Annotated in this window: 21 protein-coding genes; 13 read left to right on the forward strand and 8 right to left on the reverse strand. The window is 70.2% G+C overall.

All coding sequences use genetic code 11. The features are described 5' to 3' along the window. The first annotated feature begins 1 nt into the window (after position 1). Positions 2 to 1,609: a tetratricopeptide repeat protein gene (locus ACE3TA_RS02010; protein WP_374570024.1), complete on the forward strand. Its 1,608-nt coding sequence runs from the start codon at positions 2 to 4 to the stop codon at positions 1,607 to 1,609. A gap of 6 nt (positions 1,610 to 1,615) precedes the next feature. Continuing rightward, positions 1,616 to 2,497 carry a 4-(cytidine 5'-diphospho)-2-C-methyl-D-erythritol kinase gene (locus tag ACE3TA_RS02015; RefSeq protein ID WP_374570025.1) on the forward strand — a complete coding sequence of 294 codons (882 nt, stop codon included), beginning with the start codon at positions 1,616 to 1,618 and terminating at the stop codon, positions 2,495 to 2,497. A gap of 105 nt (positions 2,498 to 2,602) precedes the next feature. Here ACE3TA_RS02015 and ACE3TA_RS02020 read toward each other — a convergent pair whose 3' ends face one another. Together ACE3TA_RS02020 and ACE3TA_RS02025 are read right to left on the reverse strand one after the other, a co-directional pair. Then, on the reverse strand, positions 2,603 to 4,066 hold the full coding sequence (locus tag ACE3TA_RS02020; RefSeq protein WP_374570026.1) for an ammonium transporter: 1,464 nt from the start codon (positions 4,064 to 4,066) through the stop codon (positions 2,603 to 2,605). A gap of 35 nt (positions 4,067 to 4,101) precedes the next feature. After that, the gene (locus tag ACE3TA_RS02025) at positions 4,102 to 4,440 is read right to left on the reverse strand and encodes a P-II family nitrogen regulator (protein ID WP_374570027.1); all 339 of its coding nucleotides are present in this window, start codon (positions 4,438 to 4,440) and stop codon (positions 4,102 to 4,104) included. Between the two features lie 391 nt (positions 4,441 to 4,831). Between ACE3TA_RS02025 and ACE3TA_RS02030 the strand changes: the two genes are divergently transcribed. The 4 genes from ACE3TA_RS02030 (at position 4,832) to ppdK (ending at position 11,277) form a co-directional block, all read left to right on the forward strand. After that, positions 4,832 to 5,446: a fasciclin domain-containing protein gene (locus ACE3TA_RS02030; protein WP_374570028.1), complete on the forward strand. Its 615-nt coding sequence runs from the start codon at positions 4,832 to 4,834 to the stop codon at positions 5,444 to 5,446. Positions 5,447 to 5,610: 164 nt separating this feature from the next. Further along, positions 5,611 to 6,513, forward strand: a complete 903-nt coding sequence (locus tag ACE3TA_RS02035; RefSeq protein ID WP_374570029.1) for a glycine--tRNA ligase subunit alpha — start codon at positions 5,611 to 5,613, stop codon at positions 6,511 to 6,513. Between the two features lie 4 nt (positions 6,514 to 6,517). Further along, on the forward strand, positions 6,518 to 8,566 hold the full coding sequence (gene glyS, locus ACE3TA_RS02040) for a glycine--tRNA ligase subunit beta (protein ID WP_374570030.1): 2,049 nt from the start codon (positions 6,518 to 6,520) through the stop codon (positions 8,564 to 8,566). A gap of 14 nt (positions 8,567 to 8,580) precedes the next feature. Further along, complete coding sequence (ppdK, locus tag ACE3TA_RS02045; protein WP_374570031.1) at positions 8,581 to 11,277, forward strand: pyruvate, phosphate dikinase; 2,697 nt, start codon at positions 8,581 to 8,583, stop codon at positions 11,275 to 11,277. A 71-nt stretch (positions 11,278 to 11,348) separates the two neighbouring features. Here ppdK and ACE3TA_RS02050 read toward each other — a convergent pair whose 3' ends face one another. Further along, positions 11,349 to 13,094, reverse strand: a complete 1,746-nt coding sequence (locus ACE3TA_RS02050; RefSeq protein WP_374570032.1) for an amidohydrolase family protein — start codon at positions 13,092 to 13,094, stop codon at positions 11,349 to 11,351. Positions 13,095 to 13,252: 158 nt separating this feature from the next. Here ACE3TA_RS02050 and ACE3TA_RS02055 point away from each other — a divergent pair, with 158 nt between their 5' ends. Both ACE3TA_RS02055 and ACE3TA_RS02060 read left to right on the forward strand, forming a co-directional pair. After that, the gene (locus ACE3TA_RS02055; protein WP_374570033.1) at positions 13,253 to 14,440 is read left to right on the forward strand and encodes a M48 family metalloprotease; all 1,188 of its coding nucleotides are present in this window, start codon (positions 13,253 to 13,255) and stop codon (positions 14,438 to 14,440) included. After that, positions 14,437 to 14,784: a YciI family protein gene (locus ACE3TA_RS02060; protein ID WP_374570034.1), complete on the forward strand. Its 348-nt coding sequence runs from the start codon at positions 14,437 to 14,439 to the stop codon at positions 14,782 to 14,784. The genes ACE3TA_RS02055 and ACE3TA_RS02060 overlap by 4 nt, the downstream gene beginning before the upstream one ends. Before the next feature lie 10 nt (positions 14,785 to 14,794). On the opposite strand, the gene ACE3TA_RS02065 is transcribed toward ACE3TA_RS02060, so the two are convergent. After that, positions 14,795 to 15,913: a beta-ketoacyl-ACP synthase III gene (locus ACE3TA_RS02065; protein WP_374570035.1), complete on the reverse strand. Its 1,119-nt coding sequence runs from the start codon at positions 15,911 to 15,913 to the stop codon at positions 14,795 to 14,797. 223 nt (positions 15,914 to 16,136) lie between these two features. Here ACE3TA_RS02065 and ACE3TA_RS02070 point away from each other — a divergent pair, with 223 nt between their 5' ends. The 3 genes from ACE3TA_RS02070 (at position 16,137) to ACE3TA_RS02080 (ending at position 18,210) form a co-directional block, all read left to right on the forward strand. After that, on the forward strand, positions 16,137 to 16,673 hold the full coding sequence (locus ACE3TA_RS02070) for a porin family protein (RefSeq protein WP_374570036.1): 537 nt from the start codon (positions 16,137 to 16,139) through the stop codon (positions 16,671 to 16,673). Between the two features lie 206 nt (positions 16,674 to 16,879). Then, positions 16,880 to 17,269 (forward strand): hypothetical protein, encoded by a 390-nt coding sequence (locus ACE3TA_RS02075; protein WP_374570037.1) that lies wholly within the window; start codon positions 16,880 to 16,882, stop codon positions 17,267 to 17,269. Next, positions 17,266 to 18,210: a sterol desaturase family protein gene (locus tag ACE3TA_RS02080; RefSeq protein ID WP_374570038.1), complete on the forward strand. Its 945-nt coding sequence runs from the start codon at positions 17,266 to 17,268 to the stop codon at positions 18,208 to 18,210. The genes ACE3TA_RS02075 and ACE3TA_RS02080 overlap by 4 nt, the downstream gene beginning before the upstream one ends. Here ACE3TA_RS02080 and ACE3TA_RS02085 read toward each other — a convergent pair. From ACE3TA_RS02085 to ACE3TA_RS02095, 3 genes are read right to left on the reverse strand one after another with little or no spacing between them, the layout of a single operon-like run. Then, entirely contained in the window at positions 18,146 to 19,132 is a 987-nt protein-coding gene (locus ACE3TA_RS02085; protein WP_374570039.1) for an NAD regulator, read from the reverse strand. The two genes, ACE3TA_RS02080 and ACE3TA_RS02085, sit on opposite strands and share 65 nt — an antisense overlap. An 18-nt stretch (positions 19,133 to 19,150) precedes the next feature. Beyond that, positions 19,151 to 19,660 (reverse strand): tyrosine phosphatase family protein, encoded by a 510-nt coding sequence (locus ACE3TA_RS02090; protein WP_374570040.1) that lies wholly within the window; start codon positions 19,658 to 19,660, stop codon positions 19,151 to 19,153. Positions 19,661 to 19,667: 7 nt separating this feature from the next. After that, positions 19,668 to 20,312 carry a YfbR-like 5'-deoxynucleotidase gene (locus ACE3TA_RS02095; RefSeq protein ID WP_374570041.1) on the reverse strand — a complete coding sequence of 215 codons (645 nt, stop codon included), beginning with the start codon at positions 20,310 to 20,312 and terminating at the stop codon, positions 19,668 to 19,670. A gap of 129 nt (positions 20,313 to 20,441) precedes the next feature. Between ACE3TA_RS02095 and ACE3TA_RS02100 the strand changes: the two genes are divergently transcribed. Together ACE3TA_RS02100 and ACE3TA_RS02105 are read left to right on the forward strand one after the other, a co-directional pair. After that, positions 20,442 to 21,254, forward strand: a complete 813-nt coding sequence (locus ACE3TA_RS02100; RefSeq protein WP_374570042.1) for a universal stress protein — start codon at positions 20,442 to 20,444, stop codon at positions 21,252 to 21,254. Between the two features lie 21 nt (positions 21,255 to 21,275). Continuing rightward, on the forward strand, positions 21,276 to 21,653 hold the full coding sequence (locus ACE3TA_RS02105) for a hypothetical protein (RefSeq protein ID WP_374570043.1): 378 nt from the start codon (positions 21,276 to 21,278) through the stop codon (positions 21,651 to 21,653). A gap of 4 nt (positions 21,654 to 21,657) precedes the next feature. Here the strand turns inward: ACE3TA_RS02105 and ACE3TA_RS02110 are convergent, their stop codons facing one another. Beyond that, positions 21,658 to 22,542: a hypothetical protein gene (locus tag ACE3TA_RS02110; RefSeq protein ID WP_374570044.1), complete on the reverse strand. Its 885-nt coding sequence runs from the start codon at positions 22,540 to 22,542 to the stop codon at positions 21,658 to 21,660. Between the last annotated feature and the right edge of the window lie 41 nt (positions 22,543 to 22,583).

Genomic DNA, 22,583 nt, shown 5'->3' on the forward strand with positions numbered 1-22,583 from the left:
GATGTCGACCTCCGGGTACGGCCTGTTCCTGGCCGGCCAGGCGGCGCTGAACGACGGGCGCAACGCCCAGGCCGCCGACTATTTCGAACAGGCCGCGCAGGCCGGCGACCTGGACGGCGGCGTGGTGGCCGAGCGGGCGTTCGCCGCCGCGCTGATGGCCGGCGACGTGGAGAAGGCGGCGGCCCTGGCGCCCACCGGCGACGACGCCTCCGAGGGCGGCCGGCGGCTGGGGCTCCTGACCGTCGCCGTCGAGGAGATGGCCGAGGGCAAGGGCAAGGACGCCCGCACCCTGCTGGACGGCGACGACATCGGATTTCCCCATCGCAGCGCCGCGGCGCTGCTGGCGCCCTGGGCCGCGGCCATGGCCGGCGACACCAGCGGCTCGCTGGTGCGCCCCAACCTGAAGGACGACCGGCTGGTCGAGTACATCGGCGAGCTCGGCCAAGCCTATCTGTTCGAGCGCGCGCGGCGCTACGACGAGGCCGAGACCGATTTCAAGGCCCTCGCCGAGGGCGAGCGGACCACCGAGATGGCCGTCCTGGCCTATGGCGGCTTCCTGGAGCGGCGCGGGCGGCGCAAGGACGCCGTGGCGCTCTACGACACCGCGCTGACGGCCGATCCGCATCGCTCGAGCATCCTGGCCGCGCGGGAGCGGGCCGCGGCGGGCCGCACTGCGCCCCCGGCGCCGACGCTGCGCGAGGGCGCGGCCCAGGTGATGCTGGCCCCGGCCGCGGCGATGCTCGCGGCCAAGCAGAACCAGCTCGGCCTGGCCTATCTGCGGCTGGCCCTGCGGCTGGATCCGCGCAAGGCCGAAGCCTGGGTGATGGTGGGCGACGTGATGGCCGGCGCCGGCGAGCTCGAACAGGCCCGCTCCGCCTATGAGAAGGTGCGGCCCGGCTCGCCCGAGTACGTGGACGCCCGCGCCAAGCTGGCCTGGGCCTATCAGACGTCCGGCGATTCCGAGTCGGCGATCAAGGTCGCCCGCGAGGCCGCCGAGGGCGGCGCCGCCGACGCGCGCCTGAACCTGGCCGACCTGCTGCGCGCCGACGAGCGCTACGGCGAGGCCGCCGACATCCTGTCGGGCCTGATCGCCGAGGAGAGCGAGCCGGACTGGCGGCTGCTCTATGCGCGGGGCGTCTGCTACGAGCGCGTCGGCCGCTGGCCGGACGCCGAGGCCGACATGCAGGCGGCCCTGAAGCTGCGGCCCGACGAGCCGGAGCTGCTGAATTATCTCGGCTATTCCTGGATCGACCGGGGCGAGCACCTGAAGGAGGCGCTGGCCATGGTGGAGAAGGCGGTGGCCGCCGATCCGCACAACGGCGCGATGATCGATTCCCTCGGCTGGGCGCACTACCGGCTGGGCGACTACGCCAAGGCCGTGGACCTCCTGGAGGAGGCGATCGAGCTGGAGGCGGGCGATCCGGAGATCAACAACCACCTGGGCGACGCCTACTGGCGCGTCGGGCGCAGGGACGAGGCCCGGTTCCAGTGGAAGCGGGTGCTGACGCTCAATCCGGACGACAAGATCAAGGCCGACGCCGAGGCCAAGCTCGCCTCGGGGCTGGGCCCGGCCGGGCCGGCCAAGACCTCGCGCGTGGCCACGCCCTAAGAGTCCATGGCGCTCCAGGCTTTCGCCCCGGCCAAGGTCAATCTGTTCCTGCACGTGGGCGCGCCCGCGGCGGACGGCTATCACCCGTTGTGCAGCCTGATGGTGTTCGCCGACGTGGGCGACCGGCTGTCGGTCTATCCGGCCGACGCCATCGAGATGGTGGTGGACGGCCCCTTCGCCCAGGACCTGGCCGGGGAGGGGGACAACCTGGTGCTGCGGGCGGCGCGGGCGATCCTGGCCGCCACGCCGGGGCCCAAGCCGCCCTTCGGCCTGATGCTGGAGAAGATGCTGCCGGTGGCCTCCGGCCTGGGCGGGGGCTCCAGCGACGCCGGGGCCGCCCTGCGGCTGCTCAGCGGGGCGCTGGGGCTGAACCTTTCCGGCGAGACGCTGGAGGCGATCGCCGCCGAACTGGGCGCCGACGGCGCGGCGTGCCTGTGGGGCAGGCCGGTGATCGCCGAGGGGCGGGGAGAGCGCCTGACGCCGGCGCCGGGCCTGCCCGTCGTCGACGCAGTGCTGGTCAATCCGCGCACGCCGGTGTCGACCCCGGCGGTGTTCCGCGCCCTGGACGCGGCGGGGAGCTTCTCGGACGTGACGCCGCCGCCCATGCCCGAGGCGTTCGAGGGCGTCGAGGAACTGGCCGCCTGGCTGCTTGGCCAGCGTAACGACCTGCAGGCGCCGGCGGTGGGGCTCGCGCCCCAGATCGGCGACGTGCTGGCCTGCCTGCAGGACGAGCCGGAGACGCTGCTGGCGCGCATGACCGGGTCGGGCGCCACCTGCTTTGCCCTGTGCGCGGGAGACTACGAGGCCGAGAGCCTGGCCGGGCGGCTGGCGGGCCTGCGGCCCGACTGGTGGGTCAGGCGCTGCCGCCTGGGCGGTCCCTGGGGCTGAGGCCCCGGCCGGGCGACGGTTCCGGCGCAAGCCCGAACATAAGCCCAAAACGAAAGCGGGGGCCCCGAAGGACCCCCGCTCCTTAAGCCAGGACTGGCGCCAGCCCTACTCGTGCAGGGCTTCCCCATGCAGCGCCATGTCGAGGCCCTCGACTTCGCCCTCCTCGGACACCCGCAGGCCGGTGGTGAACTTGCAGATCATCAGGATCACGAAGGTCATGACGCCCGACCACACGATGGTGGCGCTGACGCCCATGAGCTGCTTCATGATGCTGGCGCCTTCGCCAGCGCTGTTGATCGCCTTGTCCGCCAGGACGCCCGTGAGCAGGGCGCCGGTGATGCCGGCGATGCCGTGCACGCCGAAGGCGTCCAGGCTGTCGTCGTACTTGAAGGCCTTCTTGATCCAGACCGCGCCGGCGTAGCCCGCCACGCCGCCGGCCAGGCCGACGATCAGCGCGCCTTGCGGGTTCACGAAGCCGGCGGCCGGGGTGATGGCCACCAGGCCGGCGACCGCGCCCGAGGCGAGACCCAGCATGCCGGGCTTCTTGCGCTCGATCCACTCCACGGTCATCCAGGCCATGGCCGCAGCGGCGGTGGCCACTTGCGTGTTCAGCATGGCCGCGGAGGCCAGGCCGTCAGCGGCCCATTCCGAACCGGCGTTGAAGCCGAACCAGCCGACCCACAGCAGGCTGGCGCCGACCATGGTGAAGACCAGGTTGTTCGGCGCCATGTTCTCGGTGCCGTAGCCCTTGCGGGGGCCCATGACGAGCGCGCAGACCAGACCCGCGACACCGGCGTTGATGTGCACCACGGTGCCGCCGGCGAAGTCGAGCACGCCCATGCCGCCGAGCCAGCCGCCGCCCCACACCCAGTGGCAGATCGGCGCGTAGACGAAGATCGACCACAGGACCATGAACAGCAGCAGGGCCGAGAACTTCATGCGCTCGGCGAAGGCGCCGGCGATCAGGGCCGGGGTGATGATCGCGAAGGTCATCTGGTAGACGATCCAGAGGAACTCCGGCAGTTGCGGCGCCGCGGCGAAGGCCGTGTCGATCGTCACGCCGTGCAGGAACAGGACATCGAAGCTGCCGATGTACTTGTTCAAGCCCTCCGACGGGTTGATCCCGAACGACATGCCGTAGGTCAGCGCCATCCAGACGATCGTCACCACGCAGGTGATGGCGAAGGATTGGGCCACCGTGGCGATGAAGTTCTTCTTGCGGACCATGCCGCCGTAGAACAGCGCCAGACCCGGGATGGTCATCATCAGCACCAGGGCGGTGGAGGTCAGGATCCAGGCGGCGGCCCCGCCGTCCAGTTCCAGCTTCTTCTGGTGCGCCATCAGAGGCGGCCCGGCCTCCTCGGCGGCAGGCGCGGCCTCGGCGGGCGCAGCCGCCTCGGGCGCGGGCGCCGCAGCTTCCGGCGCGGCGGCGTCAGGCGCTGGCGCGGCCGCTTCGGCCGCGGCCGGCGCCGCCGCCTCCTGCGCCAGGGCCGGAGCCGCCAAAGGCGCCCCGACGATCGCGGCGGCGAGCATTAGCCCGGCCAGCCGTTGAATTGGGTTGAACTTCATCTCGCTTAATCCCCTTGTCCCGTAGACTGCGCGCGTCAGAGCGCGGCCGAGCCGGTTTCGCCGGTGCGGATGCGCACGGCGTCCTCGACGTTGAGCACGAAGATCTTCCCGTCACCGATCTTGCCGGTGGCGGCGGCTGCCTTGACGGCCTCCACGGCCTTCGACGCCGCAGCGTCGTCGACCACGGCCTCCAGTTTCACCTTCGGCACAAAGTTCACTTGGTACTCCGCGCCCCGATAGATCTCGGTCTGGCCCTTTTGCCGGCCATACCCCTTCACTTCCGAGACCGTCAGGCCTTCAACGCCGGCGGCGACGAGCGCTTCGCGCACATCGTCCAGCTTGAAGGGTTTGACGATCGCCATGATCAGTTTCATCCGCTCGCTCCCGCGCAGCCAGAAGACTGGCCCGCGCCCCTCGTGGTTATCCGAGCCGTCATGATCTTGCTGTTCGACGGCGAAGTTGACGCTATCGACAGGGACCCGAAGGCGGACGCGTGCGGTAACCTCTGATCAAGGAAAGGTTGCGCGAGCCCAAAAAACGGGCGGCGAAGCGCCTCCGGCGCCCAATCTATGTGCGAAATCCGGGCTGGGTGGTCGCTGCGCAGGCGGAAATGAGGCCGTCCCGAGGCAGGCGTTCACGAACCCGTGAGCGCCGCAACCCTGTCGGTCAACAGGCGTAAAAGGCGCCCGTCGGCCGGGCCCAGTCCCGCGGACGTTCTGACGGAAGCGGGGCGCGACGGCCCCCACCAACGGCAAGAGGACTGTAATGTATTTTAATCGACTGCTGACCGCCGCCGCCGTGGCGGCCATGATGGCCGGCGCCGCTCAGGCCCAGCCCACCGACGCCGCACAGCCGGCCGGTGCGTCGCCGCCCGCCACGGCCGCCGAGGCGCCCAAGGTGGTCGCGCAGGGCGACATCGTCACGACCGCGCGCATGTCGGGCCAGTTCACGACCTTCCTCAAGGCGGTCGACGCCACGAACCTGACGAACCTTCTGAGCCAGACGAAGAACATCACCGTGTTCATGCCGACCGACGCGGCCTTCGCGGCGCTGCCGCCGGGCGAACTGGACAAGCTGATGTCGCCCGACAACCGCGCGGCGCTGCAGAAGCTGCTGATCTACCACATCGTCAACGCGAGCCTGGATTCCTCCAAGTTCAAGGGCGCGAAGGGTCCGGTGCCGACGGTGGCGGGCGTCAACGTGGAGATCGACGGCAGCGGCGACCACATCATGGTCAACGACGCCGACGTCGTGCAGACCGACGTGATGGCCACCAACGGCGTCATCCACGTGATCGACAAGGTGCTGAACCCGGACTGGACGCCGCCGCCTGCGGCCGCCGAGCCGGCGGCCGAAGCGCCGGCCGAACCGCAGCACTAAGACGACGCCCGGCGGCGGCGGGGGCGGCTGGAGCCTTCGCCGCGCGCCGGCGAACGCTCCGCGGCCGACGGCGACTGAAAGCTTTTCGGGCGCGTCTTGAAGCGAGGATCGGCGGGCCCTATGGTCCGCCGACTTTTTTTGCGCCCCCGAATACGCCCATCTCCATGTCCTCTGAAAAGCCGCTTTCGTTTCAGGGCCTGATCCTGAAACTCCATGATTATTGGAGCCGCCAGGGCTGCGTGATCCTGCAGCCGCACGACGTGGAGGTCGGCGCGGGCACCCTGCATCCGGCGACCGTGCTGCGCGCCCTGGGCCCCAAGCCCTGGCGGGCGGCCTATGTGCAGCCCTCGCGGCGGCCGGCCGACGGCCGCTACGGCGAGAACCCCAACCGGCTGCAGCACTATTATCAGTACCAGGTGATCCTGAAGCCGAACCCCGACGACCTGCAGGACCTCTACCTCGGTTCGCTGCGGGCCATCGGTCTGGACACGCGCCTGCACGACATCCGATTCGTAGAGGACGACTGGGAGAACCCCACGGTCGGCGCCTGGGGCCTGGGCTGGGAAGTCTGGTGCGACGGGATGGAAGTGACCCAGTACACCTACTTCCAGCAGGTGGGCGGGCTGGACGTGTGGCCGGTGTCCGGCGAGCTGACCTACGGGCTGGAGCGGCTGGCCATGTACCTGCAGGGCGTGGACCACTTCACCGAGCTGGCCTTCAACGACCCGGACGGCCCGGCGCCGCAGACCTACGGCGACGTGTTCCTGGAGAACGAGCGCCAGCAGTCGACGGCCAACTTCGAAGGCTATGACGTCGAGGTCCTGAAGCGGCAGTTCGAGGACATGGAGCGCCAGGTGCCGCGCCTGCTGGCCATGAAGGGCCCGCAGGGGCAGGCGATCGTGCTGCCGGCCTACGACCACGTGCTCAAGGCCAGCCACCTGTTCAACCTGATGGACGCGCGCGGCGCGATCGCCGTGGCCGAACGCCAGAGCTACATCGGCCGCATCCGCGAACTGACCAAGATGTGCGCCCAGGCCTGGGTGGCCAATGAAGGGGGCAACGGCTAGTCCCATGCCTCAACTGCTTCTCGAGCTCTTCTCCGAAGAGATTCCCGCGCGCATGCAGGCCCAGGCCGCCCGCGACCTGGAGCGCATGGCGCGCGAGCGCCTGGCCGAGCAGGGGCTGCTGCCCGAAGCGCTGACCACCTTCGCCGGGCCGCGCCGCCTGACCCTGGTGGCCGACGGGCTGATGGCCGCCCAGGGCGACCGCTGCGAAGAGCGCAAGGGCCCGCGCGTTGGCGCGCCCGAAAAGGCCATCGAGGGCTTCCTGCGCTCGGCCGGCGTGCCGTTCGAGGACCTGATCGAGCGCGACGGGGTCTATTTCGCCCTGATCGAGCGCAAGGGCCGGCCGACGCCGCAGATCGTGGCCGAGATGGTCGACGCCATCGTGCGCGGCTTTCCCTGGCCGAAGTCGATGACCTGGGGGCGGGGCACGCTGCGCTGGGTGCGCCCGCTCAAGCGCATCCTGTGCGTCTTCGACGGCGAGGTCGTGCCGTTCGACATCGACGGGATCGACAGCGGCGACACGACCGAGGGCCACCGCTTCATGGGCGACGCCCAGCCGTTCCGCGCCCGCGACTTCGACGCCTACCGCGACGGGCTGGAGAAGCACTTCGTGGTGCTGGATCCGGAGGAGCGCCGGGCGCGCATCATGGACGCGGCCCGCACGCTCTGCTTCGCGCGAAACCTGGAGCTGGTGGAGGACGCGGGCCTCCTGGACGAGGTGTCGGGCCTGGCCGAATGGCCGACGCCGATCCTGGGCGACATGGAGCCGGCCTTCCTGGCGCTGCCGGCCGAGGTGATCCGCACCTCCATGCGCACGCACCAGAAGTACTTCGCCGTGCGCGACCCGGCGAGCGGCGGGCTGGCGCCGCACTTCGTCACCGTGGCCAACATCGAGGCGCCGGACGGCGGCAAGGCGATCGCCGCGGGCAACGCGCGGGTGCTGTCGGCGCGGCTGAGCGATGCGCAGTTCTTCTGGAACGAGGATCGCAAGGTCCGCCTGGAGGACCGCCTGGAGAAGCTGAAGGGCGTGACCTTCCACGCCAAGCTGGGCACGGTCCATGAGCGGGTCGAGCGGATCACCGCGCTCGCCCGCGACCTGGCGAAGGTGACGGGCGCCGACGCGGAGGCGACCGCCGAGGCCGCGCGGCTGGCCAAGGCGGACCTGGTCACCGGCATGGTCGGCGAATTCCCCGAGCTGCAGGGGATCATGGGCGGCTACTACGCCCGCGCCGAGGGCCTGCCCGAGGTCGTCGCCGACGCGATCCGCGACCACTACAAGCCGCAGGGCCCGAGCGACGCGGTCCCCGTGGCGCCCGTGTCGGCCGCCGTGGCCCTGGCCGAGAAGCTGGACACCTTGGTGGGCTTCTTCGCCATCGACGAGAAGCCGACCGGCTCGCGCGACCCCTACGCCCTGCGCCGCGCCGCGCTGGGCGTGATCCGCATCGTGCTGGAGGGCGGGCTGCGCCTGTCCCTGCTGGAGACGGCCGCGGCCCATCAGCGCCGGTTCGCCAAGGTGGAGGGCGCGCCGTCGGCCGCCGCCGAACTGCTGGCCTTCTTCGCCGACCGGCTGAAGGTGTCCCTGCGCGAGCAGGGCAAGCGCCACGACCTGGTGGACGCGGTGTTCGCCCTGGGCGACGACGACCTGGTGCGCATCGTGGCGCGGGTGGAAGCCCTGGACGGCTTCCTCGCCACCGAGGACGGGGCCAACCTGCTGGCCGGCTACAAGCGCGCGACGAACATCCTCAGGGCCGAGGAGAAGAAGGGCGCGTTGCCGCAAGGCGCCTTGGAGGCCATGCCGGGCGCTCCCTACGAGGAGACGGCGCTGATCACGGCGCTCGGATCGGTGCGGCCAATGGTGGCGCAGGCTTTGCAGACTGAAGATTTCTCTGGCGCGATGCGTGCCCTTTCGGGTTTACGCCAGCCAGTGGACGCGTTTTTCGACGCGGTGTTGGTGAACTCGGAGGTCGAGGCGGAACGGGCCAACCGTCTTCGACTTCTAATGCAGGTGCGCGACGCCATGGGCGGCGTCGCGGACTTCTCGCAAGTGACGGGCTGAGGAGAAGTTTCAGCATGACGACCGGTACGCTGACCAAGACGCAGTGGGTCTATGCATTCGGCGGCGGCGGCGCGGACGGCGACGCCTCCATGAAAAACCTCCTGGGCGGCAAGGGCGCGAACCTGGCCGAGATGTCGTCGCTGGGTCTGCCGGTGCCTCCCGGTTTCACCATCACGACCGAGTGCTGCACGCACTACTATTCCAACGAGAACAGCTATCCGGCCGAGCTGGAGGCCCAGGTGCTCAAGGGCCTGGCCCGGGTGGAGGAACTGACGGCCAAGCGCTTCGGCGACGCTTCCAACCCGCTGCTGGTCTCGGTGCGCTCGGGCGCGCGGGCCTCGATGCCGGGGATGATGGACACCGTCCTGAACCTGGGCCTGAACGACGAGACGGTCGCGGGCCTGGCCAAGCTTTCCGGCGACCGCCGCTTCGCCTTCGACAGCTACCGCCGCTTCATCCAGATGTACTCGAACGTGGTGCTGGGCCTGGACCACCACATGTTCGAGGAGATCCTGGACGAGCATAAGGAGCGTCTGGACGTCACCATCGACACGGCCCTGTCCGCTGAGGACTGGGAACGCGTGGTCGCCGACTACAAGAAGGCCGTGGAGGCCGAGCTCGGCAAGCCGTTCCCGCAGGAGCCGCAGGCCCAGCTCTGGGGCGCGATCAGCGCGGTGTTCGCCAGCTGGATGAACGACCGGGCCAAGTTCTATCGCCGCATGCACGACATCCCCGAAAGCTGGGGCACGGCGGTGAACGTGCAGTCCATGGTGTTCGGCAACATGGGCGACACCTCGGCCACGGGCGTGGCCTTCACCCGCAATCCCTCCACCGGCGACGCGCGGCTCTACGGCGAGTTCCTGATCAACGCCCAGGGCGAGGACGTGGTGGCCGGCATCCGCACGCCGCAAGCCCTGACCCGCGCCGCCCGCGAGGAGATGGGCGAGAAGGCCCCCTCGATGGAGGAGGCGCTGCCGGAGGTGTTCACCCAGTTCAAGTCCGTCGTCGAGACCCTCGAGACGCACTACCGCGACATGCAGGACATCGAGTTCACGGTCGAACAGGGCCGGCTCTACATGCTGCAGACGCGCAACGGCAAGCGCACCGCCAAGGCCGCGCTGAAGATCGCCGTCGACCTGGCCGAGGCCGGGGTGATCAGCAAGGAAGAGGCGGTGATGCGCGTCGAGCCGGGCTCGCTCGACCAGCTTCTGCACCCGACCATCGACCCCTCCAGCCCGCGAGACGTGGTCGCCCAGGGCCTGCCGGCCTCGCCCGGCGCGGCCACCGGCAAGATCGTCTTCACCGCCGAGGAGGCCGAACATCAGGGCTCGGCTGGCGAGGCGGTGATCCTGGTGCGCGACGAGACGTCCCCTGAGGACATCCGCGGCATGGACGCGGCCCGCGCCATCCTGACCGCCCGCGGCGGGATGACCAGCCACGCGGCCGTGGTGGCCCGCGGCATGGGCCGGCCGTGCGTCTCCGGCGCCGGCGAGATCCAGATCGACGAGAAGGCCGGCGAGTTCCGCGTGCGCGGCCGCGTGTTCAAGGCCGGCGACATCATCACCGTCGACGGCGCCAAGGGCGAAGTGCTGGCCGGGGCGGTGAAGATGATCGAGCCGGAGCTGTCCGGCGACTTCGCCACCCTGATGGGCTGGGCCGACCAGGCCCGCCGCCTGAAGGTGCGCGCCAACGCCGAGACCCCGCTCGACGCCAAGACGGCCCGCCAGTTCGGCGCCGAGGGCATCGGCCTGTGCCGCACCGAGCACATGTTCTTCGACGAGGACCGGATCGCCGCCGTGCGCGAGATGATCCTGGCCGACGACGAGCAGGGCCGGCGCACGGCGCTGGCCAAGATCCTGCCGATGCAGCGCGCCGACTTCGTGCAGCTTTTCACGATCATGGAAGGGCTGCCGGTCACCATCCGCCTGCTCGACCCGCCGCTGCACGAGTTCCTGCCGCACACCGAAGAGGACGTGAAGGCGGTTGCCGAGGCCACGGGCCTGGACGCGGGCAAGCTGTGGCGCCGGGCCAAGGAACTGCACGAGACCAACCCGATGCTGGGCCACCGCGGCTGCCGGCTGGGCGTGTCCTATCCCGAAATCTACGAGATGCAGGTTCGGGCCATCTTCGAGGCGGCCTGCGAGATCGCCGCCTCGGGCAAGGCCGCGCCGATCCCGGAAATCATGCACCCGCTGGTGGCCAAGGGCGAGGAGATGCGCTTCCTGCGCCAGCTCACCGACCGCACCGCCAAGGAGGTGCTGGCCGAGAAGGGCATGCAGGTCGACTACATGGTCGGCACCATGGTGGAGCTGCCGCGGGCGGCGATCCGCGCGGGCGACCTGGCCGAGTACGCCGAGTTCTTCTCCTTCGGCACCAACGACCTGACCCAGACGACGTTCGGCATCAGCCGCGACGACTCCGGCCGGTTCCTGAACGCTTACATCGACAAGGGCATCTTCGAGAAGGATCCCTTCGTCAGCCTCGACCAGGAAGGCGTGGGCGACCTGATCCGCATCGCCACCGAGCGCGGCCGGGCCGTGCGGCCGAACGCCAAGCTCGGCATCTGCGGCGAGCACGGCGGCGACCCGGCCTCGATCGCGTTCTGCGAGAAGGTGGGCCTGGACTACGTGTCCTGCTCGCCCTACCGCGTGCCGATCGCCCGTCTGGCCGCCGCCCAGGCCGCCATCGGCGAGCGCGAGAAGGACCGCTAGGCGGTCTCGCGCAAGGACAGCGTCATCGCCGGGCTTGTCCCGGCCATGACGATTTTACAGGAACGGCCGCCTCACCAGGCCCACGTCCAGTCCTTGGCCGAGACGCGGCAGCCGCCGTCGGGCCAGCCGGTCCAGCCGCGTCCGCGCACCACCTGGCCGGGACGCGCGTCGGTGGCGCGGCCGTCCATCAGGGCGGTCTCGCCGTTGACCAGCACCCATTCGACGCCGGTGGAGAGCTGGTGCGGGTTCTCGTAGGTGGCGTGGTCGGCGATCGTCGCCGGGTCGAACACCACCACGTCGGCGTAGTAGCCGGGCTTTAAGAGACCGCGGTCGTGCAGGCCGAGGTTGGCCGCCGGCAGGCCGGTGAGCCGGTGCACGGCGCTGGCCAGGGTCGTGGCGTGCTCGTCGCGCACGTACTTGCCGAGCAGGCGGGCGGTGTTGCCGTAGGCCCTGGGGTGGGTGGACGACTTCAGGAACACGCCTTCGGGCGCCTGGGCCGAGGCGTCGGAGGCGAAGCTCATCCAGGGCAGGCCGACCAACTCCTTCACATTGTCCTCGGACATCAGGAAGTAGACCACCTGCACGCGGCTGCCGTCCTCGATGACCAGGTCGATGGCGGTGTCTTCCGGGCTCTCGCCGCGGGCCTTGGCGACCTCGGCCAGGGTCTTGCCGGTGAGGGGCTTGAGCGCCGGATTCTTGAAGCCGACCAAGAGCGTGCCCTCGGCGCCGGCGTGGAGGTAGAGGTTCTCGAAACTGGGATGCTCCTCGCGCATCTCGGCGAGCACTTTCTTGCGGATTTCGGGATCCTTCAGCCGCGCGATCCAGGCGTCGGTCCCGCCGGCCTGGACCCAGGTCGGCATGGCCGCGTCGAGCCCGGTGGAGCCGGCGGTGTAGGTGTACATGTCGGCGGTGATGCGCTGGCCCTGGGCGCGGGCGGCCTCGATGCGGGCGATCGCGGCCTTCTGCTTGGCCCAGTTGGCGCGGCCGCCCGCCTTCATGTGGTAGATTTCGGCCGGCGCGCCGGACTCCTTGGAGATCTCGATCAGTTCGTCGACGGCTTCCAGCAGGCGGTCGCCCTCCGAGCGCATGTGGCTGATGTAGATGCCGCCGCAGCGGCCAGCCTCGGTGGCCAGCGCCGCCAGTTCGGGGGTCTCGGCGTAGCTGCCCGGCGCGTAGATGATCGAGGAGCCGACGCCGAGGGCGCCGTCCTCCATGGCCTCGTCCACTAGCTTCCTCATGCGATCGAGCTGTTCGGGCGTGGGATCGACGTCGTCCTCGCCGAGCTCGTGGATGCGCACCGTCGCCGCGCCGACGAAGGACGCGACGTTCTGGGAGACGCCGCGCCGCGTGAGGCCGGTGAGGTATTCGTCCAGGGTGGTCCAGTCGATGGGATACTTGATATCGCCCTGGTGGCTGAGCGCCTCGGCCTTCATCGCGGGCGAGTAGGGGCCCATGGAGGCGCCTTCGCCCATCACCTCGAGCGTGACGCCCTGGGAGAGTTCGCTCAGGCCTCGGCCGTCGACGATCAGGCTCTGGGTGGCCCAGCTCAGCATGTTGATGAAGCCCGGCGCGACGGCCTTGCCATTGGCGTCGATCTCGGTGCGGCCGCCGGCCGTGGCGTGCGGGCCGACATAGGCGACGCGTTGGCCGACGATCCCCACGTCGCCGACGAAGGGCGCGCCGCCGGTCCCGTCGTAGATGGTCCCGCCGCGGATCACCACGTCGAAGTCCTGCTCGGGGCTGTTGGGGCTGGAGGCCGAGGCGGCCAGGGCGGAGAAGAGGCTCAGCGCCAGGGCGATGGCGGTCGGTGTCTTCATGGGGTCTTCCGCGCGTGTTCCTCTGGCCGATGCAGGTGCAGACAATAGCGGGCGGCGGCGCCGTGTCAGGCGCAGTCGGGCATTGCGGGCTTTTCACCTGACAGGACGCGCGAAGTCTGGCCTCTTCCGCGCGAAGCGTAAGCATGGGGAGGGAAGAGATGGCGCAGTTCGATCCGGCCGCGGCGACGGCCGCCTATCTGGCCGAGCTGCCGCCCGCGGCGCACGCCAAGGCCCAGGCATACACCCAGGGCGGCCACTGGCTGCTCCTGTGGGGCGCGCTCGTGGGCGTCATCGTCGCCTGGCTGGTGCTGCGCTCGGGCGTCTTGGTGAAGCTGCGCGGCGGGATCGAGCGCGGCAGGCCGCGCCCCTGGCTGGCGGCGTTCGCAGTGCTGGCGGTCGACGGGGTGCTGGAAAGCGTGCTGGGCCTGCCCTGGAACGCCTACGCCGACTGGTGGCGCGAGCGCGCCTATGGCCTGTCGAGCCAGGGGTTCGGCGGCTGGCTGGGCGACTGGGCGCTGATGACGGGCTTCGTCACGCTGATCACGGTCGTCCTGCTGGTGCTGGTCTACGCGCTGATCCGGCGCGCGCCGCGGACCTGGTGGATCTGGAGCGGCGCGGCCACGGCGCTGGTGTTCCTGTTCGCCATCGTGATCGTGCCGGTCACGCTGCTGCCGTTGCTCAACAACTATAAAGAGGCCCCGTCCGGGCCGGTGCGCGACGCGGTGGTGCAGATGGCCAAGGCCAACGGCGTGCCGTCCGACAAGATCCTGATCTACGACGGCTCCAAGCAGTCCAACCGCTACACGGCCAACGTCATGGGCATCGGCGGCACCGCGCGGATCGCCATGAGCGACGTGATGTTCAAGAAGGGCGCGGACCTGGCCGAGGTGAAGGCGGTCGTCGGCCACGAGATGGGCCACTACGTGCACGGCCACATCTATTGGCTGACGCTGTCCTACGGCGTGCTGGGGCTGGCCGCCTTCTTCCTGGTGGACCGGCTGTTCCGGCCGGTGCTCGAGCTCACCGGGGCGAAGGGCGTGACGGGCCTGGCCGACCCGGCGGGCTTTCCGGTGATCTCGATCATCATGGCCATGCTGGCGCTGCTCAGCACGCCGGTCACCAACGCGATCACCCGGACCATCGAGGCCGACGCCGACCGCTATTCGCTGCAGCACGTGAACGAGCCGGACGGCCTGGCCAGGGCGCTGGTGAAGACGGTGGAATATCGCGCGGCGACTCCCTCGCGGCTGGAGGAGGTGCTGTTCTACGATCACCCGTCCGTGGGCCGGCGCATCCGACTGGCCATGGACTGGAAAGCCACTCACCCCAAGGCCGTGCAGCCATGAGATACATGATCACCTTCAACCAAGTCGAAGGCGTCTGGGAGGAGCTGAACGAGGCCGAGCAAACGCGCCACGCCGCCCAGCTCGGCGCCCTGATCGGGGCGCTGAAGGCGAACGGCTCGGAACTGGTGTTCCTGGCCCCGCCGGGGCAGGCGGCGACCGTGCGCATGCATCCCGACGGGCTGGTGGAGACGCTGGACGGACCGGCGCGCCCCGGCTTCGAACAGGCCGGCGGCTACTACGTCGTCGACGTCGACAGCCTGGAGGAGGCGATCGAATGGGCCCGGCGCGGTCGCTTCCTCGCCGGCTCCAGCGAGGTGCGCCAGATCATCGACTTCCCGGAATGAGGCGCGCGCCTCAGCGCTTCTTCACGAACACCGTGCCGGCCGAATAGCCCGCGCCGAACGAGCAGATCAGGCCGATCTCGCCGGGGGCGAAGTCGCCGTTGGCGGTATGGAAGGCGATGATCGAGCCGGCCGAGGAGGTGTTGGCGTATTCGTCCAGGATGATGACGTTCTCCTGGGGCGTCGGCTCGCGGCCGAGCACGCGCTTGCCGATCAGCTCGTTCATGTTGACGTTGGCCTGGTGCAGCCACAAGCGCTTCAGGCCGGTGGTGTCGAGGCCGAGGTCGGCGGCGTGGGCCAGGATCATCTCGGCGACCATCGGCACCACTTCGCGGAACACCTTGCGGCCTTCCTGTACGAACAGCTTGTCGGCCTTGCCCACGCCCTCGGGCGCGGCGCGGTTCAGGAAGCCGAAGTTGTTGCGGATGTTGTTGGAGAAGACGGTCTTCAGCCGCGTGCCGAGGATGTCCCAGCCCTGGCCGGGCGTGGCCTGGTCGGCGGCCTCGACGATCACGGCGGTGGCCACGTCGCCGAAGATGAAGTGGCTGTCGCGGTCGCGGAAGTTCAGGTGGCCGGAGGTGATCTCCGGATTGACCATCAGCACCGCCCGGGCGCCGGCGGCGATGTAGTCGGCCGCGGTCTTCACGCCGAAGGTGGCCGAGGAGCAGGCCACGTTCATGTCGAAGGCGAAGCCGTCGATTCCCAGGGCCTGCTGCACCTCGATGGCCATGGCTGGATAGGCGCGCTGCATGTTGGACGCCGCGCAGATCACCGCGTCGATCCGGCTGGCCGGCTTGCCCCACGCCTCGATCGCCTGGCGGGCGGCGGCCACGCCGATCTCGGCCATGATCGAAAGCTCGTCGTTGGGCCGCTCGGGGATGACCGGGCGCATGACATCCGGGTCGACCAGGCCGGTCTTGTTCATCACGTGCCGCGACTTGATGCCGGACGCCTTCTCGATGAACTCGACGGAGGAGGGGGCCAGCGCCTGGACTTCGCCCGCCTCGATCGCGGCGGCGTTGGCCGCGTTGAAGCGCTCCACATAGGCGTTGAAGGTCTCCACCAGCTCGGCGTTCGAGAGCGTTTCCTGCGGGGTGTAGAGCCCGGTGGCGGCGATGACGGCGTTGGACAAGGACCAGATCCTCCGATGACGCCCGTGTCCGCGGGCAAGCCGAGACAGATAGCACGCCTGACGCCCGCGTCATCGCCCGAGCGTCGTCGTCCATGTGGCGCGGGAGCCACAGGCCCGGCCCGCCCGTGGATCGCCCGCGAACCGACTCCTTCCCGCCTCGTTTCAGGAGCACAGGTTTCGTGGCTGAGGGGACGAGTACGAGTCGAGTAGGAGTATAACTAAAATGAAATCTCTCATCATCGTGGCCGCCACGACGGCCGTCGCCGCAGCATTTCCCTTCGTCGCGAACGCGCAAGATCTGAGCATGAAAGGCTACGGTTCTGTCGGATATTCCCAAGGATCGTACGACAGCGGCGCCGATCTTGGCGCGATTCAGGGACGCCTCGGCGCTCGATTTGGCAAATACTTGGGCGCTGAAGGCGAGATCGGCCTCGGCGCCAGGAACGACGACACCTGGCTCGCCGGGACCAAGGTGCACGAATCGCAGCTCGCCCAGGGTGCGGTCTACGGCGTCGGCTTCCTGCCCGTCGCGCCCAACGCCGATCTCTACGCCCGCGTCGGCTACGGCGACACCAAGCTGAAGACCAAGGCCGCCGGCGTGCCCGACACCAACACCGTCCAGTCCTGGAACTACAGCGTCGGCGGCCAGTACTTCGTCGACGGCGCCAACGGCGTGCGGGCGGACTACACGCGCGAGGAGTTCCAGCACAGCGAAGACAGCGCCGACGTGGTCTCGGTGGGCTACGTCCACAAGTTCTGATCCCGCCTAGCGCGCCGGCCGTTCGCTGAGATCGGCCGGCGCGTGAAGCTCGGCGGGGATGCGTACCATGCTCCGCCGGGCTCGGGCCGGCCCCTATCCGGCGAGCCCCGGGGAGCGCGGCCCGGGAAGCCCTCCCTGTCGGCGGGGAGGGCTTCTTCTTGACCGCGGGCGAGGTTGCGGGGACCTTGGCCACGGGAGAAAACGCCTTGAACGCAGGTTTCCTGATTCAATTCGCCGCCTCGGCCCTGGCCGTGGGCGCCCTGGTGCTGCTGGTGGCCTGGGCGCGGATCGCGCGGCCGACGCCGCCGCTCGACGAGGCCCGCGCCCGCGCGCTGATCGCCGAGGAGTTTCCCGACCGCCCGATCGGGCAGGTCTGGGTGGCGAGCGACGGCGCCGGCGCCCTGGCGCGCTCGGGGGCGGCGGCCCTGGTCATCTGCCGCGTCGGCGACGGCTATGCGGCGCGGCATATCCCCTGGGCGCAGGCCCTGAGCTCCAGCCTGAGGGACGGACGCTTGCGCATCGAGCTGGGCGAGATGGCCGCGCCCCGGGCCGAGCTGGCGCTGGACGCCTGGCCGCCGAAGGACCTGGCCGCATGAAGGCGATCGATCCGGTCACCCTGGCCACGCCGTTCTTCATCATCGCCATCATCCTGGAAGTGCTGGCCGGGCGGATGGGCAAGGCCAAGGCGGCCTATGAGGCCAAGGACACGCTGACCTCGCTGATAATGGGCCTGGGCAGCACGGTGGCGGGGATCCTGTTCGCCGGAACCATCGCGGCGGCGAGCCTGTGGATCTACCAGCACCGATTGTTCGACATCCCCATGACGGCGGTCTGGGCCTGGGTCGCGGTGTTCCTCCTGGAGGACCTGACCTACTACTGGTTCCACCGGCTGAGCCACGAGCGGCGCGTCTGGTGGGCGGCCCACGTCAACCATCACTCCAGCCAGCACTACAACCTGTCCACGGCGCTTCGGCAGACCTGGACGGGCGGCGTGGCGGCGACCTGGGTCCTGTGGCTGCCGCTGAGCTTCCTCGGCTTTCCGCCGGCGATGGTGGCGATCCAGAAGGGGATCAGCCTCGTCTACCAGTTCTGGATCCACACCGAGGCGATCGGGAAGATGCCCCGCTGGTTCGAGGCGGTGTTCAACACGCCCTCGCATCACCGCGTGCACCATGCGAGGAACCCGCGCTACCTGGACCGCAACTACGCGGGCATCCTGATCATCTGGGACCGGCTGTTCGGCACCTTCCAGCCGGAGCTGGACGAGGAGGCCTGCCGCTACGGGATCGTCAAGAACCTGGCCACCTTCAATCCGCTGCGCGTGGCGTTCCACGAATGGGCGGCGATCGCCAGGGACCTGGCGAAGTCGCGCTCGCCCGGCGAGGCCGCCGGCTACGTCTTCGGCCCGCCGGGCTGGAGTCCGGACGGATCGCGCGAGACCTCGGCCATGCTGAAGGCGCAGTGGCGGGCGGCTAATCCCGAAGCAGCGGCAGCGACAGCCCCGACGCCGGCCGAGCACTCAGCAACTCGCGCCTGAAGCGGAAGAGTTCGGCCGGCCGGCCGCCGGTGTCGGTCTCCAGCCGCCCCAGCCCCTCCACCAGGCCCGCGCGCTCCAGGGCGCGGCGGAAGTTCTGCTTGTGCAGGGCCACCCCGGCGATCGCCTCGACCGTGCGCTGCAGGGCCGACAGGGTAAAGGCCTCGGGCATCAGCTCGAACACCACGGGCCGGTACTTCAGCTTGCCGCGCAGGCGCGAGAGGGCGGTGGCCAGGATGCGCCGGTGGTCGGAGATCATCGGCTCGCCGAGCGCCGCCGAGAGTTCCTCGGACGGGGCGCCGCACGCCTCGCCGCGGTCGCGGGCCGCCTCGGGCGCCAGGCCCGCCTCGTAGAGCAGCTCGTAGCGCTCGAGCACGCGCTCTTCGTTCCAGGGCGCGCCGTCGAGGGCGAAGGCCAGGCGCGCGCGGGCCAGGCGGCTGGCGGCCTCGGCGCCGCGCCCCATCTCGGCCCAGCGGCGCAGGGCCACCTCCAGCACGGCCAGCGCCCGCGGCCGGCCACCGCGCCAGTCCTCGTAGGGGAAGAACCGCGACCAGGACGACCATTCGGTGTCGGGCGCGTGGGTGTCGACGGCCTGGGGCGTGAGCGCCAGATAGCCCACCGAGATCACCCGCGAGGGCGCCGCGCCCGGGCCCATGTTGGCGACCGGCGCGTCGCGGCCCCGGTCGCCGAAGGTGTAGAGTTGCTCCACATAGCCCAGGTCGAAGCGGGTCTGCTGGGTGACGAACGCGCGCAGGGCCAGCTCGAAGGTGCGGTGGGCGTCCGGGTCGAACGGGCCGAAGGGCAGGCCGGCCAGCTCGGAGGCGCGGCCGTCGCCGTCGCGGGGACGCACGGTGAGCACCACGGCCTCGCCCTCGCGGATCGCCACGATCACCGCCGACAGGCCGATGACGACTGGGTCGGCCATGGGCTCAGGCGCTTCGCATCAGTAGCGGACCGGGAAATCGAACGGGGCGGCGGCGGCGTAGTCATAGTCGCCCATCGCATTGACCGCGTCGATCATGCGGCCGCGCCGGTCCAGCAGGTCGTCGGCCAGCGCGACGATGCGCCGGTTCGGCGACGCATGCGGCGCGGCCCGGCGCATGGCCGCGGCGATCATCCGCTCGTCGGCCCCCGGATTGCGCTCGCACGCCAGGACGAAGGCGCTGGCGGTGGAGCGGCTGATGCCGGCCCAGCAGTGGATGAGCATGGGCGCGGTCTCGTCCCAGTCGCGGGCGAAGGCGATGAGGCGGCCGACCACGTCCTCGTTCGGCAGGACCAGCCCCTCCGTCGGCTCGGCGATGTCGTTGACCGCCAGCTTCAGGTGGCGGGCCTCGTCCAGCCCGCCGGGGGTGGGGATCATGGTGGCCGGGTCGAGCAGGGTGACCATGTGCGAGGGCCGGCGCGCGGCCAGGGTGGCCGGCACATCTCCCAGTCCGCACACGATGATGGTCATCGGCTCCTTACTCCGTGTCGAACGCCGCCGGCGTGGCGGCGAATCCCGCCGCCTCGGAAAGCACACAGTAGCGCTGAATGTAACGCTCTTGGGCGTGGCTCGGCGATTGCGGCTCGATATGCAGCTCGTAGCCCGGCGGCGGGGCGCCGAACAGGGTCAGCGCCTCGGCGTGGGTGAAGCCGGCGAGCTGGGTGGCCTCGAAGAAGGCGCAGGCGCGGTCGGCCTGCTTGATCAGCTTCTTGATGGCCACGGGGGTCTTGGCCGGCAGGCCGAAGCGCACGTGGATGGCCGTCTCCAGCCGCTCCTCGAAGGTCTTGTAGTCGTAGCCGAGCGCGGCCTTGAACGGGCTGATCATGTCGCCGATCACGTATTCCGACGCGTCGTGCAGCAGGGCGGCCAGGCGCCATCGCGGCTCGATGTCCGGCTGGACGTGGGCGACGATCTCCTCGACGACGACGGAGTGCTGGGCCACCGAGAAGGCGTGCTCGCCGACGGTCTGGCCGTTCCATCGCGCGACCCGCGCCAGGCCGTGGGCGATGTCCTCGACCTCGATGTCCATCGGCGAGGGGTCCAACAGGTCGAGCCGGCGGCCCGACAGCATGCGCTGCCACGCCCTGGGTTCTCTTTTTCCGCTACGCAGCCCTTTTCTCAACGAAGCGTTCCTTCCACAGTCAAGGTCGTGAGATCGGATGGTCTGTGAACTGGCTGAACGCTTGAGAAAGATCAACGCGTCGTGTGCGGCCGGGACGCAGGGTCCGCGGCGAATTTGCGAGGGAGAGGCATGAGCTGGGCGAGAATCATGGCGCCGCTGTCGGGCGGGGCTGGGGATGCGGAGGCGATCGCCGCGGCTGCGGCCCTGGCCGAGCCGTTCGGCGCCGAACTGGCGGGCGTCTACACGCCGGCTGACGTGGCCGACGTGATGCCCTGGATGGGCGAGGGCTTCCTCGGCGGCGTGCAGACCACCGCGCTCGAATCGCTGAAAGAGGCGGCGATGGCCGGCGAGGTGAACGCCAAGAAGGCGATGGGCGCCTGCGCCTACGCCAAGAAGTCGTTCGTCGCGCTGCAGACGCCGGTGTGGGCGGGCCTGTCCGCCGAGAGCCGGCTGTCCGACGTGGTGGTGTTCGGCGACGACCCGGCGCGGGGCAGGGGGCCGCTGGCCGAAGCCTTCCAGCAGATGCTGGCCGACGAGCAGCGCCCGATCATGGTGGCGCGGCCGGGGCTGAAGGTGGGCTCGGCGGTGGCCGTGGCCTGGGACGGCGGCAAGGAAGCCTCGCGCGCCGCGCGCTTGGCCGTGCCGCTCCTGGAGAAGGCCTCGAAGGTGGTGATCCTGTCGGCGCCCAAGGCCACCGCGCGCAGCTTTGATCCGAACCGGCTGCAGGCCTACTACGCCGCGCGGGGGATCAAGGCCGACGTGGACATCCTGCCGGACGCCGGCGACGCCGCGCCGCTGCTGCTCTATGCGGCCAAGAAGGCTGGCGCCGACGTGCTGGTGGCCGGCGCCTTCGGCCACCCGCGGCTGCAGGAATTCATCTTCGGAGGAACGACCCGTTCGCTGCTGAACGCCGACGAGCCGTCGCTCTTCCTTTCCCACTGATTTCAAGGACGAAGTGCTGCCATGCCCCTTTCGCGCATCGTAATGCGGCTCGCCCGCAATCCCGGAACCGAGTTCGCCGGCGGCGACGACCATCGCGGCTATTCGCTGATCGCTCCGCTCACCGCCGACGGCCATCTGGACGAGGGCCTCTACGCCAAGACCAAGGGCGAGTGCACCGTGCACCGCTTCGCGCCCGACGAGGACCCGGCGGACGGGCGGCTCGCCCGGCGCGGAACGCGCTGGTACTTCGACTACGAGGCGGGCGAGACCGAGGACGACGAGCCGGTCCACCGCCTGGGCGAGCACCGCTTCGCCGTGGGCGAATACGTCACCGTGACCGACGAGGACGGCCGCCCGCTGACCTACAAGGTCGTGGAGGTGCGGCCGGCCGCCGAATAGGGCGTCAGACCCCGCCGTTGCGCCGCACCAGCTTGGAGACCGCGTCGTAGACGTCGTCGTGGTCGCCGCCGTCGCGGCCCTTGACGACGGCGACCGTCAGCGGCCCGGAGCGCGGACCGCCGGCCTCATAGCCGGCGAACTTGTAGCCGCCAGGCAGGTCCTCGCCGGCCAGGATGAAGGTGGCGCGCACGCCGTTCTTGGCCGGGCTCAGGGACTCGCCCTTCAGGCGCACGTCGCGCTGCATGCGCACGACCGCGCCGTGCTTGCCGGCGTCGATGTGCAGGGGGCCGATGCGCACCTGGGCGGAATCGTCGCTGTCGTCGGCGACGATGTGCACGCCCGGCAGGTCCACGCGCGTCTTCTCGCGTGCGGGGGTCGACGCGCTCCAGTCCTGGTCGGTCTCGCCGGAATCGGTCTCGCCGGAATCGGCCACCGCCTCGGCCGTGGCCGTGGCCGTGGCTCGGGGCTCGCCGGACTTCGCCGCGCCCACGTCGGCCTGGGCCTGCGCCTCGGCCGCCGCGGCGTCCCGGGCCGTGGTGGCGCCGGGCTCGGCGCGGACCACGGCGTCGGCCGGCGCTTCGGCGCCCGCCTTGGCGGCGGGTTCGGCGGGCGGCGCCTCGCCTTTCAACTCGGCGCGCAGGTTGGCTTCGACCCCGTCGAGGGTGGCGTCGACGCCGCCGCTCACCGGAATCAGCTTGAGGGTGATCTGCGCGCCGTCGTTGGAGACGTAGTCGCAGGTCTTGCCGTCGGCGGCCTGGCTGACGCGCCGCAGGCCGTCCTCGCTCTGCGGGCAATCGAGCCGGGCCACCGCCCTGTGGACGCTCTCGGCTTCGCACCCGCCCGCCGTCAGGGCCAGGGCCGCGGCGGCCGTCGCGCTCAACAGTCTCATGAAAAAAGCCTCCGGTCCCGTTCGTGGCTGAACGGTGACCG

Origin of the sequence: Phenylobacterium sp., from assembly GCF_041916435.1 — a bacterium.
Lineage (GTDB): Bacteria > Pseudomonadota > Alphaproteobacteria > Caulobacterales > Caulobacteraceae > Phenylobacterium.